This is a genomic window from Diaphorobacter sp. B2A2W2, assembly GCF_056730635.1.
Genome location: NZ_JBWZOR010000015.1, coordinates 43,514 through 60,630, shown reverse-complemented (window position 1 = coordinate 60,630; position 17,117 = coordinate 43,514). Strand labels below are relative to the sequence as shown.

At 67.6% G+C, this 17,117-nt stretch carries 14 protein-coding genes; 12 read left to right on the top strand and 2 right to left on the bottom strand.

Translation table 11 applies throughout. The features are described 5' to 3' along the window. Positions 1 to 72: 72 nt before the first annotated feature. From AC1PPL_RS18500 to AC1PPL_RS18475, 6 genes are read left to right on the top strand one after another with little or no spacing between them, the layout of a single operon-like run. Positions 73 to 3,027 (top strand): monovalent cation/H+ antiporter subunit A, encoded by a 2,955-nt coding sequence (locus AC1PPL_RS18500; protein WP_479973895.1) that lies wholly within the window; start codon positions 73 to 75, stop codon positions 3,025 to 3,027. Further along, complete coding sequence (locus tag AC1PPL_RS18495; RefSeq protein ID WP_011805675.1) at positions 3,027 to 3,392, top strand: Na+/H+ antiporter subunit C; 366 nt, start codon at positions 3,027 to 3,029, stop codon at positions 3,390 to 3,392. The genes AC1PPL_RS18500 and AC1PPL_RS18495 overlap by 1 nt, the downstream gene beginning before the upstream one ends. After that, positions 3,389 to 5,125 (top strand): monovalent cation/H+ antiporter subunit D, encoded by a 1,737-nt coding sequence (locus tag AC1PPL_RS18490; protein ID WP_015912999.1) that lies wholly within the window; start codon positions 3,389 to 3,391, stop codon positions 5,123 to 5,125. The genes AC1PPL_RS18495 and AC1PPL_RS18490 overlap by 4 nt, the downstream gene beginning before the upstream one ends. Beyond that, positions 5,122 to 5,613: a Na+/H+ antiporter subunit E gene (locus tag AC1PPL_RS18485; protein ID WP_015912998.1), complete on the top strand. Its 492-nt coding sequence runs from the start codon at positions 5,122 to 5,124 to the stop codon at positions 5,611 to 5,613. Before AC1PPL_RS18490 ends, AC1PPL_RS18485 begins: the two co-directional genes overlap by 4 nt. After that, positions 5,610 to 5,891 (top strand): K+/H+ antiporter subunit F, encoded by a 282-nt coding sequence (locus tag AC1PPL_RS18480; RefSeq protein WP_011805678.1) that lies wholly within the window; start codon positions 5,610 to 5,612, stop codon positions 5,889 to 5,891. The genes AC1PPL_RS18485 and AC1PPL_RS18480 overlap by 4 nt, the downstream gene beginning before the upstream one ends. Next, on the top strand, positions 5,888 to 6,256 hold the full coding sequence (locus AC1PPL_RS18475) for a monovalent cation/H(+) antiporter subunit G (RefSeq protein WP_011805679.1): 369 nt from the start codon (positions 5,888 to 5,890) through the stop codon (positions 6,254 to 6,256). The genes AC1PPL_RS18480 and AC1PPL_RS18475 overlap by 4 nt, the downstream gene beginning before the upstream one ends. Positions 6,257 to 6,326: 70 nt before the next feature. Here AC1PPL_RS18475 and AC1PPL_RS18470 read toward each other — a convergent pair whose 3' ends face one another. Further along, positions 6,327 to 10,043, bottom strand: coding sequence for a hydantoinase B/oxoprolinase family protein (locus tag AC1PPL_RS18470; RefSeq protein WP_479973894.1), 3,717 nt, complete (start codon positions 10,041 to 10,043; stop codon positions 6,327 to 6,329). A 119-nt stretch (positions 10,044 to 10,162) separates the two neighbouring features. Here AC1PPL_RS18470 and AC1PPL_RS18465 point away from each other — a divergent pair, with 119 nt between their 5' ends. Further along, the gene (locus AC1PPL_RS18465) at positions 10,163 to 11,986 is read left to right on the top strand and encodes a M14 family metallopeptidase (protein ID WP_479973893.1); all 1,824 of its coding nucleotides are present in this window, start codon (positions 10,163 to 10,165) and stop codon (positions 11,984 to 11,986) included. A 45-nt stretch (positions 11,987 to 12,031) separates the two neighbouring features. On the opposite strand, the gene AC1PPL_RS18460 is transcribed toward AC1PPL_RS18465, so the two are convergent. Beyond that, on the bottom strand, positions 12,032 to 12,604 hold the full coding sequence (locus AC1PPL_RS18460; protein WP_015912995.1) for a winged helix DNA-binding protein: 573 nt from the start codon (positions 12,602 to 12,604) through the stop codon (positions 12,032 to 12,034). A 203-nt stretch (positions 12,605 to 12,807) separates the two neighbouring features. Here AC1PPL_RS18460 and AC1PPL_RS18455 point away from each other — a divergent pair, with 203 nt between their 5' ends. From AC1PPL_RS18455 to AC1PPL_RS18435, 5 genes are all read left to right on the top strand, one after another. Then, entirely contained in the window at positions 12,808 to 13,785 is a 978-nt protein-coding gene (locus tag AC1PPL_RS18455; protein ID WP_015912994.1) for a TRAP transporter substrate-binding protein, read from the top strand. Between the two features lie 39 nt (positions 13,786 to 13,824). Beyond that, positions 13,825 to 14,334 carry a TRAP transporter small permease gene (locus tag AC1PPL_RS18450; protein WP_252101004.1) on the top strand — a complete coding sequence of 170 codons (510 nt, stop codon included), beginning with the start codon at positions 13,825 to 13,827 and terminating at the stop codon, positions 14,332 to 14,334. A gap of 15 nt (positions 14,335 to 14,349) precedes the next feature. After that, positions 14,350 to 15,654 (top strand): TRAP transporter large permease, encoded by a 1,305-nt coding sequence (locus tag AC1PPL_RS18445; protein ID WP_312129784.1) that lies wholly within the window; start codon positions 14,350 to 14,352, stop codon positions 15,652 to 15,654. 42 nt (positions 15,655 to 15,696) lie between these two features. Then, complete coding sequence (crcB, locus tag AC1PPL_RS18440; protein ID WP_011805686.1) at positions 15,697 to 16,092, top strand: fluoride efflux transporter CrcB; 396 nt, start codon at positions 15,697 to 15,699, stop codon at positions 16,090 to 16,092. A 131-nt stretch (positions 16,093 to 16,223) separates the two neighbouring features. Next, complete coding sequence (locus AC1PPL_RS18435; protein ID WP_424296003.1) at positions 16,224 to 17,087, top strand: LOG family protein; 864 nt, start codon at positions 16,224 to 16,226, stop codon at positions 17,085 to 17,087. The last annotated feature ends 30 nt before the right edge of the window (positions 17,088 to 17,117 follow it).

Below are 17,117 nucleotides of genomic sequence, written 5' to 3'. Positions count from 1 at the left end.
AGCGTATTCGCCGCCACTTGCTCGGGTTTTCATAGCACGCGGGAAGGGGCGACGCCCTAGAATCAGACGCTGATGCCTCTGACCCTCCTCATTCTTCTTCCCTTTGTGGGCAGCTTGCTGGCGGCCGTGCTGCCCGCGAATGCGCGCAATACCGAGTCCACGCTCGCGGGCCTGGTCGCGCTGTTTTGCACGGTGCAAACGGCGCTGTACTTCCCCCAGATCGCCGAAGCGGGCGTGTTGCGCGAGGAGATCACCTGGTTGCCTGCCCTGGGCCTGAACTTGGTCATCCGCATGGACGGGTTCGCCTGGATGTTCAGCATGCTGGTGTTCGGCATTGGCACGCTGGTGGTGCTGTATGCGCGCTACTACATGTCGCCGGCGGACCCGGTGCCGCGCTTTTTCTCGTTCTTTCTGGCTTTCATGGGCGCCATGGCCGGCGTGGTGCTGTCGGGCAACATCATCCAGCTGGTGTTCTTCTGGGAGCTCACCAGCCTGTTCTCGTTCCTGCTCATCGGCTACTGGCACCACCGTGAAGACGCCCGCCGGGGCGCGCGCATGGCCCTCACCGTGACGGGCGCGGGCGGACTGTGCCTGCTGGCCGGCGTGCTGGTGCTGGGCCACATCGTGGGCAGCTATGACCTGGACCGCGTGCTGGGCGCAGCCGAGCTGGTGCGCGACCACCCCATGTACCTCACGGCGCTGGTACTGGTGCTGCTGGGGGCGTTCACCAAGAGTGCGCAGTTTCCGTTCCACTTCTGGCTGCCCAACGCCATGGCTGCGCCCACGCCCGTGTCGTCGTACCTGCACTCGGCCACCATGGTGAAGGCGGGCGTCTTCCTGCTGGCACGGCTGTGGCCCGTAATGGGCGGCACCGAGCCGTGGTTCTGGCTGGTGGGCGGCGCGGGCCTGGCCACGCTGCTCATCGGCGGCTACGCGGCCATGTTTCAGAACGACCTCAAGGGCCTGCTGGCGTATTCCACGATCTCGCACCTGGGCCTGATCACGCTGCTGCTGGGCCTCAACAGCCCGCTGGCCGCCGTGGCCGCCGTGTTCCACATCATGAACCACGCCACGTTCAAGGCGTCGCTGTTCATGGCCGCGGGCATCATCGACCACGAGAGCGGCACGCGCGACATACGGCGCCTCTCGGGCCTGCGGCGCATGATGCCCGTCACCGCCACGCTGGCCACGGTCGCCAGCGCCGCCATGGCGGGCGTGCCGCTGCTCAACGGCTTCCTGTCCAAGGAGATGTTCTTCGCGGAGACGGTGTTCTTCGACGCTGCGCCGGCCGTGGCCCAGATACTGCCGATCGCGGCCACCGTCGCGGGCATGTTCAGCGTGGCTTATTCGCTGCGCTTCATCGTCGATGTGTTCTGGGGCCCCCCCGCGACCGACCTGCCGCACGAGCCCCATGAGCCGCCGCACTGGATGCGCGTGCCGGTGGAGCTGCTGGTCTGCGCCTGCCTGGTGGTGGGCGTGCTGCCCGCGTGGTCGATCGGCCAGTACCTGAATGCCGCGGCGCTGCCGGTGGTGGGGGGCGAACTGCCGGCCTTCAGCCTGGCGGTCTGGCACGGCTTCAACACGCCCTTCATGATGAGCCTGGTGGCGCTGGTCGGCGGCACCGCCCTGTACATGGTGTTGCGCTGGGAGCGCAAGCAAGGCCGCATCAACGCCGCCCCACTGATGCACCGCGTCAGCGGACGCGGCGTGTTCGAGGCAGTGCTGGTGCAGATCACGCGCTGGGGGCACAGCGGGCGGCGCCTGCTGTCCACGCGCCGCCTGCAGTGGCAGATGCTGTGGCTGGTGCTCGTCACGCTCGTGGGCGCCGCCATGCCGCTGTACACACGTGGCTTGCAGCTGGGAGATCGGGGCACGCTGCCGCTGTCGCCCGCTTTCGTGCTGATCTGGGCGTTGGGCATGGTCTGCGCCGTGGCCTCGGCCTGGCAGGCCAAGTACCACCGCCTGGCCGCGCTGACCCTCATGGGCGGTGCAGGGCTGTGCGTCTGCATCACCTTCCTGTGGTTCTCTGCGCCAGACCTCGCACTCACACAACTGGCCGTGGAACTGGTCACCACCATCCTGATCCTGCTGGGCCTGCGCTGGCTGCCCAAGCGCGACGAAAGCCTGCCCGCCTCGCCCGCCAGCGCCGCGCTGGCGCGCACGCGGCGCGTGCGCGACCTGCTGCTGGCCGTCGCCGCGGGCGGCGGCATGGCGTGGCTGGCATTTGCCATGATGAGCCGGCCCTTCGCGCAGAGCACCTCCACGTTCTTCCTGGAGCGCGCCCTCACCGAGGGCGGCGGCACCAACGTGGTCAACGTCATGCTGGTGGACTTCCGTGGGTTCGACACGTTCGGCGAGATCGTGGTGCTGGGCATCGTGGCGCTCACGGTGTATGCGCTGTTGCGGCGCTTTCGCCCCGCAGTGGAGACCATGGACCTGCCCGAGCAGCAGCGCTACCTGCCGGCCGATCTACAGACCGACCTGCTGAACCCGCGCAACGCCACCGATACGGCCATCGGTTACCTGATGGTGCCCGCGGTGCTGGTCCGGCTGCTGCTGCCGTTCTCGGCCCTGGTGGCCTTCTACCTCTTCATGCGCGGGCACAACCAGCCGGGCGGCGGCTTCGTGGCGGGGCTGGTGTTCTCGGTGGGGCTGGTGCTGCAGTACATCATTTCGGGCACGTCGTGGGTCGAGGCGCACCTGCCCCTGTATCCGCGGCGCTGGATCGCCTCCGGCCTGCTGCTGGCGCTGGGCACCGGACTGGGCGCCGTGGCGCTGGGCTATCCGTTCCTTACCAGCCACACCGCGCACCTGCACCTGCCGCTGATCGGGGACCTCCACGTGGCCAGCGCCATGTTCTTCGACATGGGCGTGTTCGCGCTCGTCGTCGGCTCCACGCTGCTCATCCTTACCGCCATCGCCCACCAGTCGGTGCGCAGCCACCGTTACCACGCCCGTCTCATGGAAGAAGAACAACAAGCGGCTAGCGAGCAAGCAGCCGTCCCGGCCACACAAGGAGCCGTCTGATGGAAATCGTGCTGGCTCTGTCCATCGGCGTGCTCACGGGCTCGGGCGTCTGGCTGCTGCTGCGCCCCCGCACCTTCCAGGTCATCATGGGCCTGTCGCTACTGTCGTATGCCGTGAACCTGTTCATCTTCAGCATGGGTCGCCTGGGTCTGGCCGTGGACAAGGAGCCCGTGCTCGTGCCCGGCGTGCCGCAAGACCTGCAGCATTACGCCGACCCCATGCCCCAGGCACTGGTGCTCACCGCCATCGTGATCGGCTTTGCCATGACCGCACTGTTCCTCGTCGTGCTGCTGGCTTCGCGGGGCATGTCGGGCACCGACCACGTGGACGGCTCGCACTCGCGTGAAACGCAGGAGATGCCATGAGCCGCATCGCGGAGCTGACCTCCCTGCTCATGCCGCACCTGATGCTGGCGCCCATCGGGCTGCCGATGCTCACGGCCGCTTTGCTGCTCACCATGAAGGAAGAGCAGCAGCGCCTGAAGCTGGGCCTGAACATCCTGTCCACCCTGCTCGGGCTGCTGGTGGCCGTGGCGCTGCTGCTGTGGTCGCACGAATCCGGAGCGCCCGCGACCATGGGTGTGTACCTGCCGGGCAACTGGCCGGCGCCGTTCGGCATCGTGCTGGTGCTGGACCGGCTCTCGGCCATGATGCTGCTGCTGACGGGCTTCGTGGCGCTGTGCTCCATCGTGTTCGCCGGTGCGCGCTGGCACCGCGCCGGCGTGCACTACCACACGCTGTTCCAGTTGCAGCTCATGGGGCTGGGGGGCGCCTTCCTCACGGGCGACCTGTTCAACCTGTTCGTCTTCTTCGAGATCTTGCTGGCAGCCTCGTACGGCCTGCTGCTGCACGGCGCCGGCCGCACGCGCGTGCAGGCCGGCCTGCACTACATCGCCATCAACCTGGCGGCGTCCTCGCTGTTCCTGATCGGCGCGTCCATGCTCTACGGCATCACCGGCACGCTCAACATGGCCGACTTGGCGCAGGCCATCCCGCAGGTGTCGGCCGCCGACCGGGGGTTGTTGCACTCGGCGGCCGCCATCCTGGCCACGGCGTTTCTCATCAAGGCGGCCGTGTGGCCTCTGAACTTCTGGCTGGTGCCGGCCTACAGCGCGGCCACGGCGCCCGTGGGCGCGCTGTTCGCCCTGATGACCAAGGTGGGCATCTACACGCTGCTGCGCCTGTGGACGCTGATGTTCAGCAGCGAGGCCGGTCCCTCCTCCCTGTTCGGCAGCCTGTGGCTGATCGGCGGTGGCATGGTCACCATGGCCTTCGGCGCCATCGGCATGATGGCCTCGCAGCGCCTCACCCACCTGGCCGGTCATGCGGCCGTGCTGTCGTCGGGCACGCTGCTGGCGGCGGCAGGCTTCGGGCAGAACGCGCTCACCGCCGGGCTGCTGTACTACCTGCCCAGCTCCACGCTGGCCGTGAGCGCGCTGTTCCTGCTGGCCGACCTCATCGACCGCTGGCGCAACGATGGCGCGTCGCTGGCGCCTTACGAACTGGACGACGTGGCCCCCTTCCTCACCCCCGAGCTGATGCCCACCACCGGCCTGAACCTGGACGAGGACGAGGAAGTGCTGGTCGGCCGCGTCATCCCCGCCGCGGCCGCGTTTCTGGGTCTGGCCTACATGGCCTGCACGCTGGTGATTGCGGGCCTACCGCCGCTGTCCGGCTTCATCGGCAAGTTCGCGATGCTGACGGCGCTGGTAAACCCGCTGGGGCTCGGCTCCTCGGCCGGCACACAGCCCGGCCTGCCGGGCTGGACGTTGATCGCGCTGATGATCGCCACGGGTCTGCTGGCGCTGCTGGCGCTCACGCGCTCGGGCATACGCCACTTCTGGGCCGCGCACGACCGCCCCACGCCCCAGTTGCGCGTGATGGAGGGGCTGCCCATCGCCATACTGCTGGGGGCCTGCGTGGCGCTCACCCTGCAGGCCAACGGCGTGATGCGTTTCACCGAGGCAACGGCCAACGGGCTGCATGCGCCGGGCACGTATGTACGCGCCGTGATGACGGCCGCGCCCATTCCCGGCCCCACCACGACGCCGACGCCTGAGCGCGCGGAAAGCTCTGCCACCACGAAGGCCGCGCCATGATGAAGAAGCTGCTGCCCGCCCCGCTGGTCTCCCTGGGTTTATTCGTGATGTGGCTGCTGCTCAACCACACCACCAGCATCGGCCACGTCCTGCTGGCACTGGTACTCGCATGGGGCCTGCCGGTGCTGTTCAGCGAATTGCGCCCGCAGAAGGTGCGCGTGCGCCACCTCGGCACGATCATCCGGCTGTGCTTCACGGTGATGGTGGACACCACGCGGTCCAACCTTGCCGTGCTGCGCTTTCTGCTGCTGCCGTCGCAGCGCCGCCACCCGCCGGACTTCGTCAAGATTCCGCTGGAGCTGCGCGACCCCAACGCCCTCGCCGTACTGGCCATGATCGTGTGCATCACCCCTGGCACCTCCTGGGCCGAGCTGTCGCTGGACCGCAGCCTGCTGATGCTGCATGTGCTGGAGGTGGACGATGCGCAGGCCATCATCGACCACGTCAAGGCGAGCTACGAGCGCCCGCTGATGGAGATTTTCGAATGACCGGTTCCGTACTGTCCTGGGCGCTGCCCATCGCCATGTTCCTGCTGGCCGCGGCCATGGTGCTGTGCTTGGTGCGCCTGCTCAAGGGCCCCGCCGCGCAGGACCGCGTGCTGGCGCTGGACTGCATGTACCTCAACGGCATGCTGCTCATGCTGGTACTGGGCATCTACTACGGCAGCACCAACTACTTCGAGGCCGCCATGCTGATCGCGCTGCTGGGCTTCGTCAGCTCCACGGCCATGGCCAAGTTCCTCTTGCGCGGCGAGGTGATCGAATGAGCGACGCACTGCCGCTATGGCTGGACATCGTGCTGTCCGCGCTGGTGCTGTGCGGCGCGGCCATCGCGTTCATGGGGTCACTGGGGCTGCTGCGCCTGGCCACCTACTTCGAGCGCGTGCACGCACCCTCCATCATCGCCACGATGGGCTGCTGGTGCATCATGCACGCCACGCTGGTGTACTTCTCCGTGACGGGCAACGGCCTGGCGCTGCATGCGCTGCTGATTGCCCTGTTCATCGCCATCACCGTTCCCGTGACCAACATCTTCCTGATGCGCGCCGCGCTGTTTCGCGCGCGCCGCGCGGGCGAGAAGGTGCCGCCCAGCCTCAGCCGCGTGGCGGACAGCAGCACGCTCGACTCGTGATTTGCTATTGAAAATATAGCTACTAGCGCTTGACCATCAAGCGCTAGAGCCTTGTTTCATTCAAACGCACTCAGCGGCCACCAAAGCCACCACCGCCCGGCGTGTGGATCTCGAACACATCCCCCGCTTCCATTTGCGCCTGCCCGATGTGCTGCAGCGGCTCTGCCCGGCCGTCCGCACGCACGACGCGGTTGACGCCGGGCATGCCCGGCTGCCCACCCGCCATGCCGAAGGCGCCGTGCACCCGGCCGTTGGACAGAATGCTCGCGGTCATGGGCTCCAGGAAGCGGATGCGGCGCACGCCGCCATCGCCGCCCTTCCAGCGGCCGCCGCCGCCCGAACCGGCGCGGATGGCGTAACTCTCCAGCCGCACGGGGAAGCGGAACTCCAGCACCTCCGGATCGGTCAGGCGTGAATTGGTCATGTGCGTCTGCACCACGCTCGTGCCATCAAAGCCCCCCACCAGCGCACCCGCCTCGTCGAACTGGCCGCCCGCCCCGCTGCCGCCCGAGATGGTCTCGTAATACTGGTAGCGCGCGTTGCCGAAGGTGAAGTTGTTCATCGTGCACTGGCTGGCCGCCGACACGCCCAAGGCGCCCAGCAGCGCGTTGGTGATGCAGCTGGAGGTCTCCACGTTGCCCGCCACCACCGATGCCGGCGGGTTGGGGTTGAGCATGGAGCCCGGCGGAATGATGACCTGCAGGGGCTTGAGACACCCGGCGTTGAGCGGAATGTCGTCCTCCACCAGCGAGCGGAAGACGTAGAGCACCGCGGCCATGCACACCGCCGTGGGCGCATTGAAGTTATTGGACTGCTGCGCGCTGGTGCCGGTGAAGTCGATCACCGCACTGCGCGTGGCCGCGTCAATGCGCACGGCCACGGTGATCTGCGCGCCGTTGTCCAGCGGCAGGGTGAAATGCCCGTCCTGCACGCGCGCGGCCAACCGCGTGATGGCGCGGCGCACGGACTCCTCGGCGTTGTCCTGCACATGCTGCATATAGGCCTGCACCACGCTCAGGCCGAAGTGCTCCACCATGCGGCGCAGCTCCTGCACGCCCTTCTCGTTGGCGGCGATCTGCGCCTTCAGGTCGGCCAGGTTCTGCTGCGGGTTGCGGCTGGGGTACTCGCCACTCTCCAGCAGCGCAATCATCTCCGCTTCGCGCAGCACGCCGGCATCCACCAGCTTCACGTTGTCGATCTGCACGCCCTCTTCCTCGATGCGCGTGGAAAACGGCGGCATCGACCCCGGCGTGGTGCCCCCCACGTCCGCATGGTGTCCGCGGCTGCCGACATAGAAGGTGGGCTCGGTCGCCTCGTCGTCGTCACCGATATAGACCGGCGTGATCACGGTGATGTCCGGCAGGTGCGTGCCGCCATGGTAGGGGTCGTTCAGCACGAACACGTCGCCGCGCCGCATGTGGCCGCGGTTGCGTGCGATCACGGTGCGGATGCTCTCGCCCATGGATCCCAGGTGCACCGGCATGTGGGGCGCGTTGGCAATCAGTTGGCCCTCGGCGTCGAACAGCGCGCAGCTGAAGTCCAGCCGCTCCTTGATGTTCACCGAGTACGCGGTGTTCTGCAGCTGCAGCCCCATCTGCTCGGCAATGTTCATGAACAGGTTGTTGAACACCTCCAGCAGCACCGGGTCCACCTGCGTGCCCGCGGCATGGCGCTGGGCGCGCGGCAGGTGGCGATGCAACACCAGATGGTCCAGGGACGTGAGCCGTGCCTGCCAGCCCGGCTCTACCACCGTGGTAGCGTTCTTCTCGGCAATGATGGCCGGGCCCTGCAGCAGGTCGCCGGGGCGCATGTCTTCGCGCACCACCAGCGCGGCGTCGTGCCAGGCCGGTGTACCGTCCGTGCCCACGGTGAACATGCGCACGGTGTCGCGCCGCGGCACTTCGCGCTCGGGCTGCAGATCCTGCGCATGCTCGACCGGCGCATCGCCCGCCACCACGGCTTCCACCGACACCGCCTCCACCATCAGTGCCTTGCCCTGCATGAGGAAGGCAAACCGCTGGCGGTACGCGGCCTCGAAGCCCCGCGTGATGGCCTGGAGGTCGCCAAAGGGCACGGCCAGCGCCGAATCGGTGCCCTCGTAACGCACATGCACTCGCCGACGCACCACGATGTCGCCGCCTGAGAGGCGCTCTTGCGCCATCTCGGCCTCGGCGGCCTCGGCCAGTGCATCCAGCGTGGCCGTGATGCCGGGCAGCGCCTCGGGTGTGAGGCGTGCCTCCACCGCCTTCTCACGCATCACGTTCTGGTCGGCCAGCCCCATGCCGTAGGCCGACAGCACGCCCGCCAGCGGATGCACCAGCACCTGCTGCATGCCCAATGCATCGGCCACCAGGCAGGCGTGCTGGCCGCCCGCGCCGCCAAAGCACTGCAGCGTGTAGTGCGTGACGTCGTAGCCGCGCGCCACGGAGATCTTCTTGATGGCGTTGGCCATCTGCTGCACCGCGATCTGGATGAAGCCATGCGCGCAAGCCTCGGGCGTCAGCGCAGCTGCGCCATCTGCCGCTCCTGCGGTCTGGCCCGCCAGCGCCGCAAAACGCTCGCGCACCACGACCGCGTCCAGCGGCTCGTCGGCGCCATGGCCGAACACACGCGGGAAGTACGCGGGCTGGATCTTGCCCACCATCACGTTGGCATCGGTCACGGCCAGCGGGCCGCCGCGGCGGTAACTGGCGGGACCGGGGTTGGCGCCGGCGCTTTGGGGACCTACGCGGAAACGGGCGCCGTCGAACTCCAGGATGGAACCGCCGCCCGCGGCCACCGTGTGAATGCTCATCATGGGCGCACGCATGCGCACGCCCGCCACCTGGGTCTCGAACTCGCGCTCGAACTCACCCGCAAAATGGCTCACGTCGGTGGACGTGCCGCCCATGTCGAAACCGATCACGCGCACCGGCGGCTGCGTGGCGGCCGCACCGGCCCCTGGCGCTGCCTCTGCCTGCGCCGCAATCTGCGCCGTGCGCGCCATGCCCACGATGCCGCCGGCCGGCCCGGAGAGGATCGCGTCCTTGCCCTGGAAGCGGTGCGCATCCGTGAGCCCGCCCGAGGACTGCATGAAATACAGCGGCACGCCCGGCATCTCGGCCTCCACCTGCTGCACGTAGCGCCGCAGGATGGGCGACAGATACGCGTCCACCACGGTGGTGTCGCCCCGGCTCACGAACTTCATCAGCGGGCTGGTGCCGTGCGAAGTGCTGACCTGCGTGAACCCGGCAGCCAGCGCCAGGCGGGCGGCTGCTTCCTCATGCGCGGGATAGCGGTAGCCGTGCATGAACACGATGGCCACGCTGCGCAAGCCGGCGTCATAAGCGGCCCACAAACGCTCCTTCAGGTGGTCCTCCTCCAGCGGCTGTACCACCTCGCCGTGCGCGCCCATGCGCTCCTGCGCCTCGATGACGCGGCTGTACAGCAGTTGCGGCAGCAAGATGTGCCGATCGAAGATGCGCGGACGGTTCTGGTAGGCGATGCGCAGCGCGTCTTTGAAGCCACGCGTAGTAACCAGCAGCGTGGGCTCCCCCTTGCGCTCCAACAGCGCGTTAGTGGCCACAGTGGTGCCCATCTTCACGCACTCCACCAATTCAGGCGTCACGGCCTCGCCCGGCGCCAGCCCCAGCAGGTGGCGGATGCCCGCCACCGCCGCATCGCGGTACTGCTCGGGGTTCTCGGAGAGCAGCTTGTGCGTCACCAGGCTGCCGTCGGGGCGCCGGCCCACGATATCGGTGAACGTACCCCCCCGATCCACCCAGAACTGCCAGAGTTTCTTTGCCATACCCGTTTCCTTTGTGTGCCGCGTGTGAAACATTGCGGAGAAAGAACCCACAATTTACCGATAATTTATCTGCAAGCCTGCATGATCCATACCGGATATTCACCACCCCGCCCACGCATATGACCCAACCGCCCGCCGCCACAGGTTCCCGGCTGCTTGACCTGCCACTGGAGCGCACGCTGCACACCTGGGTACAGCGCTTTGGCGAGCCGCGCTGGCGCGGCTGCCACGTGGAAGGCTGGGTGTTCGAAAGCCAGGCCGCGCGCCTTGCTGCGGCGCAGCAGCTGGCAGCCGCAGGCGTGCATGCCCGCTTTCACAGTGCCTACAAGCCGCTGGTACAGCATTTCATGGACCACGTGGATTGCACCCAGGTGGTGCAGGCCCGCGTGCGCTACCCGCTGGCGGCGCACGGGCCTGCACAGCGCTTTCGGTTGGAGGCCTATCCGCTCGCCGCCCTGCTGGGGGGCGGCATCTTGCACATGGAGCCCCACGACGACGCCAGTGGCGGCTACCACGTGGAACTGGAACCGCGCGACGGCACCCGCACCGTGCAGCACGTGCACGCACCCAACCGCGTACACACCGACATGACGGGCGCCACGGTGCTCTCGCCCACCGGCTGGCTGCGCGTGGGCACACAGGAAGGCGCTGCCGACCTGATCGACACCGCCGTATGCACCGACTACGAGCAGGCCTTCGCCGCGGCGGTGCAGGCGGTGCGCAGTCACGCGTGGCCGGACCATGAGCCGTACTTCGACCGCCTGCTGCTGCGCGTGGACCTGCCGGGCTACGAGCAGCCCGTGGGCGCCACCGGCGAGACCATAAGCACCCTGGAGGCGCTGCACGAGGACCTGTACTTCACGCTGCTGGAGTTCTTCCAACAGCACAGCGGCCGCCCCGTGGGCGACCGCCGGTTGCAGCCCGGGCAGATCGTGCCCGACGTGCGCGCGGGCGACGGCGCTCCGCACGTACAGGTGGACCTGCTGCCCTTCGCGGCGTGCGCCGACGACCTGCCAGCCCACCCAACGGCCCACGCCCCGGACAGTTTGGCGACGCTGGCCGAGTCCCCTGCCCCTGATCGCATCACCCAGACCCTGCACGCCTGGCCCGCGCAACGTTTCAGTGCCCGGTCACGCCAGGGACGCACCGTATGGGGGCAGTACCACGCGGGCACGCAGGCACCGGTGTTCATCAGTGCGGGCCAGCATGCCAACGAGACATCGGGCATCGTGGGCGCGCTGCGCGCCGCCGAAGTGCTGCAGGCGCAACCCGGCGCGCACTTCGCGCTGATCGCGCTGGAGAACCCCGACGGCTACGCTCTGCACCGCGCGCTGTGCGCCCGCCACCCGGGCCACATGCACCATGCCGCGCGCTACACCGCGCTGGGCGACGATGTGGAATACCGCGACCACGCGCCGCTCTACGAGCGCGAGGCCCGCCAGACCGCGCTGGCGCTGTCGGGCGCGCAACTGCATGTGAACCTGCATGGCTACCCCGCGCATGAGTGGACGCGACCGCTGTCGGGCTATGTGCCGCGTGGATTCGAGCAGTGGATGCTGCCCAAGGGATTCTTCCTCATCCTGCGCTACCACGCCGGCTGGCAGTTGCCCGCGCGTGCGCTGCTGGAGGCCGTGTGCGCGCGCCTGCGGCAAGTGCCGGGGCTGGCAGATTTCAACGCACGCCAGCGGGCCCTCTACGAGCACCACGCAGGCCCGCTGCCCTTCGAGGTGCTGGAGGGCATCGCCTGCATGCAGTCGCAGACGTCGCACGATGCGCCGGTGACGCTGATCACCGAGTTCCCCGACGAGACGGTGCACGGCGACGCCTTCCGCTTTGCGCACACGGTGCAGATGCACACCGCCCTGGCCGGCGTGCAGGCCTGGCAGGACATTGCCACGCATCTGCCATCGCCCGTCGGCACTTCAAGCCAAACAGGTCTCTAGCGCTTTACCGACAAGCGCTAACAGCTATCAAATAAATAGCATTTTTCACATGGACGCCGCGGCACGGGCCGCCTGGTCGTACATGCCGGACAGCACGCGCAGCAGGCGCGCCAGCTCGCCAATGTCGCGGTTCAGGCCGTCGTCGGCATTCAGCGCATCGATCAGGCAGCTCTCGCGGATCTCACGGTAGCGCTGCACATGGGCGCGCCCCGCCTCGGTGGCGGCGTAGGTCACGTCCTTGCCGTTCTTGCTGGAGGCCACCACGCCCAGCGCCAGCAGCTTCTTGAGCGAGTAGTTCACCACGTGCGTGTCTTCCACGTTCATGATGAAGCAGATGTCGGCCAGCCGCTTGTCGCGTGCGCGGTGCGTCACATGGTGCAGCACCACCACGTCCAGCGGCGTGAGGTCGCGCAGACCGGCCGCGGCCATGCAGTGCACCACCCAGCGGTGGAACGCATTGCCCGCGACGATGAGGCCGAACTCGAACTCGCTCATCTCCGCACTGCGGTCCGACACCAGATGCGCGGACGACACGATGGGCCCGCGCGCCTTGGCGGCCTTGCCCACCTTGGCAGTGGCAGCGGGAGCCGGGGACTTGGGTCTGGCGGCTGCGGTCATGGTTTCACTCCGAGGACTGCGCCAAAAGCGACAGATGGCATTGGCATGGGATGTGCATGTCGATTGATTGTAGGGAGCAGCCCGATGATTTGCCGGCAATTTATCGACATTCAGGTGAATCACCTAGGCCGTTTCCCTGTGGCCCCCGCTACAGTGAACGCGCTGAGCCCCCTCTCTTCTCAACCCTTGCGGAGACCCCCGAGATGAAGCGTCGAAACCTTGCCGCCGTTGCACTGGCTGCCCTCACCGGCCTGTGCGCCCCCGCCCTGCATGCCCAGACCAAGTGGGACCTGGCCGCCGCCTACCCGGCCACCAATTTCCACACGGAGAACCTGGCGCAGTTCATCAGCGACGTGGACAAGGGGTCAGGAGGCAAGCTCAAGATCACGCTGCATGCCAACGCCGCACTGTTCAAGGCGCCCGAGATCAAGCGCGCCGTGCAGGGCGCGCAGGCGCAGCTCGGCGAGATCCTGCTCGCCAACTTCCAGAACGAATGGCAGATCTTCGGCGTGGACGGCCTGCCCTTCCTGGCCGACAGCTACGACGCGTCGATGAAGCTGTACAAGGCGCAAAAGCCCTTCCTGGAGAAGAAGCTGGCCGAGCAAGGCATGGTGCTGCTGTACGCCGTGGCCTGGCCGCCGCAGGGCATCTACACCAAGAAGCCCGTGAACAACGCCGCCGACCTGAAGGGCATCAAGTGGCGCGCCTACAGCCCCGCCACCGCGCGCATCGCCGAGCTGGTGGGCGCGCAGCCGGTGACGGTGCAGGCCGCCGAGTTCTCGCAAGCGCTCGCCACCGGCGTGGTGGAGTCCACCATGACCTCGGGCGCGACGGGCGTGGACAGCAAGCTCTACGAGCACCTCAAGTATTACTACGACACCCAGGCCTGGCTACCTAAGAACGCGCTCATCATGAACAAGAAGGCGTTCGATGCGCTGGACAAGCCCGTGCAGGAAGCCGTGCTCAAGGCCGCCGCCGACGCGGAGACCCGCGGCTGGGCCGCCAGCCGCCGCGTGAACGAGGACACGCTGGCCAAGCTCAAGGCCGAGGGCATGCAGGTAGTGCCGCCCAGCAGCCAGCTGAAGGCCGACATGGCCAAGGTGGGCGACACCATGCTCAAGGAATGGCTGGACAAGGCCGGGCCCGACGGCAAGGCGCTGATCGACGCCTACCGCAAGTAACACCCCCCCGCCCAGAGAGCCTCCACGCGCCAGACCACGATGCGACGCCTGTTGAACTTCCTCTATGACGGCGCCGCCGCGCTGGCGGCGCTGTGCATGGTGGCGCTTCTGTGCGCCGTGCTGCTGTCCATCGTGAGCCGGCAGCTCAGCTTCCATGTGCCGGGCATCGACGCCTATGCGGGCTACCTCATGGCGGCTGCGGGCTTTCTGGCGCTGGCGCATACCCTCAAGCGCGGCGAGCACATCCGCGTGACGCTGGTGCTGAGCGCCCTCAAGGGGCGCGCGCACCAGGCGCTGGAGCTGTTCGCGCTGGCCCTGGGCACGCTGCTGGCCGTGCTGTTCGCGTACTACAGCGTGCGGCTGGCCTGGCAGTCGCATGCGTTCAACGACATCTCCACCAGCAGCGACGCCACGCCGCTGTGGCTGCCGCAGCTGTCCATGGGCGTAGGCGCGATGGTGATGGCGATTGCCTTCGCGGACGAACTGGTGCTGCAGCTCCTGGGCCGGCGCGCGGGCGCCACGCCGGGCGAAGCCCTGCGCAACGAATGACCGGAAGACGCCTTCATGAGTGACCTTGCCATCACCGGCCTGTTGATCCTGTCGCTGTTCCTGATCCTGGGCAGCGGCGTATGGATCGGGCTCACGCTCTCGGGCGTGGCCTGGATCGGCATGCAATTGTTTTCCTCGCGCCCCGCGGGCGACGCCATGGCGGTGACCATCTGGGGCTCATCGTCGAGCTGGACGCTCACCGCCCTGCCCCTCTTCATCTGGATGGGCGAGATCCTGTTTCGCACGCGGCTGTCGCAAGACATGTTCAAGGGCCTGGCCCCGTGGGTGCAGGGCCTGCCCGGGCGGCTACTGCACACCAACGTGGTGGGCTGCACCATCTTTGCCGCCGTGTCGGGGTCCAGCGCCGCCACCTGCGCCACCATCGGCAAGATGACGCTGCCCGAGCTCACGCGCCGCGGCTACCCCGAGAAGATGGTCATCGGCACGCTGGCCGGCGCCAGCACGCTGGGCCTGCTGATCCCGCCCTCGATCATCATGATCGTCTACGGTGTGACGGCCGAGGTATCGATCTCCAAGCTGTTCATTGCCGGCATGCTGCCCGGGGTGCTGCTGGCCGCGCTGTTCTCGGGCTACATCATGTTCTGGGCATTGCGCCACCCCGACCAGGTCCCAGCGGCAGATCGGCAGATGGGCCTGCTGGACAAGCTGCGCGAATCGCGCGCGCTGATTCCCGTGGTGCTGCTCATCGCCGCGGTGCTGGGCTCCATCTACACGGGCATCGCCACCGCCACCGAAGCCGCGGCCGTGGGCGTGGTGGGCTCGCTGGTGCTGTCCGCGGCGCAGGGGTCGCTGAACTGGGCGAGCTTTCGCGACGCGCTCATGGGCGCCACGCGGCTGTACTGCATGATCGCGCTGATCCTCGCGGGCGCGGCCTTCCTCACGCTGGCCATGGGCTACATCGGCCTGCCGCGGCACCTGGCGGAATGGATCTCTTCGCTGGGGCTGAGCCAGGCGCAACTGGTGGTGGCGCTGGCCGTGTTCTACATCGTGCTGGGCTGCTTCCTGGACGGCATCTCCATGGTGGTGCTGACCATGGGCGTGCTGATGCCCACGGTGAGCGCAGCGGGCATCGACCCGATCTGGTTCGGCGTCTTCATCGTGCTGGTGGTGGAGATGGCGCAGATTACCCCGCCGGTGGGCTTCAACCTGTTCGTGCTGCAGGGCATGACGGGCAAGCAGCTGCCGTGGATCGCCCGCGTGACCGCTCCCATGTTCCTGCTGATGTGCGCGGCCGTCACGCTGATCTATGTGTTTCCGGGCATCGTGACCTGGCTCCCGCAGCAAATGACGGCGCGTTGACCAGGCCGCCGCCGCTCGGCAGCGCCTCCCTACAATGCGCCGATGTTCCACGTTCTTGCCATCTGCGCCGGTGCCTGCGCCGGCGCGCTCGCGCGCTGGCGGCTGGGCCTGTGGCTCAACACGCAGGGCGCGCTGCTGCCCTGGGGCACGCTAGCGGCCAACCTCATCGGCGGCTACCTCATCGGCCTGTGCCTGGCGCTGTTCCAGGCACTGCCGCAGTTGGACCCGGTCTGGCGCGCGCTGCTCATCACGGGCTTTTTGGGGGCGCTGACCACCTTCTCCACCTTCTCGGCCGAAGTGGTCGGGCTGCTGCAGCAGCAGCGCCTGGCGCAGGCCCTGGGCTTGTGTGCGCTGCATGTGGCCGGCTCGCTGTGCATGACCTGGGCCGGGCTGCACAGCCTGCCCTGGCTGTGGGCGGGCGCGCGGCAAGGCGTTTGATCACTATTAATTTAATAGCTGCTAGCGCTTGATACATAAGCGCTACAGGCCATTTTCATTAAAATCCCCTCGCTACACTGCGCACCCCGGCGACTGCCCCACAGACAGCCGCCTCCACTGAAAAATCATCCATGCAAGCCAATACCGACCTTCAAGACAGCCGCCTGGCGCATGCCTGGGCCGAGCTGCACAACTACGCCGTTGCCGGCAATCCGCTGCACGCCGACGCCTACCGCCTCGCCTTCGCCGACCCCGAGTTCATGTTGCGCCGCGAGACGCGCGGCATCCGTTTTCAACTGGAGCTGCTGAAGCCCGACCTGGGCCAGACGGCGCAGGGCATCGAGCACACCGTCGTGGTGTACGGCAGCGCACGCTTCATCTCGCCCGAAGCGGCCGAGCAGCAACTGGCCGATGCACGCGCCAGCGGCGATACCGAGCGCATTGCGCGCGCCGAGCGTGCGGTAAAGAACGCGTATTACTACGAACAGGCCCGCCAGTTCGCGCGCCTGGTGGCCGAGTACAGCGAGAGCCGTCCGCCCGCCGAGCGCCTGTACATCTGCACCGGCGGCGGGCCGGGCATCATGGAGGCGGCCAACCGTGGCGCGCACGACGCAGGGGCGCTCAACGTGGGCCTCAACATCTCGCTGCCGCACGAGCAAAGCGGCAACCGCTTCATCTCGCCCTCGCTGTCGTTCAAGTTCCACTATTTCGCGCTGCGCAAAATGCACTTCATGATGCGCGCCAAGGCCCTGGTGCTGTTCCCTGGCGGCTTCGGCACGCTGGACGAACTGTTCGAGGTGCTCACGCTGGTGCAGACGGGCAAGGCCAAGCCCGTGCCCATCGTGTTGTTCGGCGTGGCCTTCTGGAAGAAGCTGATCAACTTCGAGGCGCTCGTGGAGCAAGGCACGATCTCGCCCGAGGACCTCCAGCTGTTCCACTACACCGACGACCCAGCCGAGGCCTGGAGCATCATCCGCACGTTCTACGAACTCTGACCGCGCACCAGCGGCGCGGCGCCCCGTGCG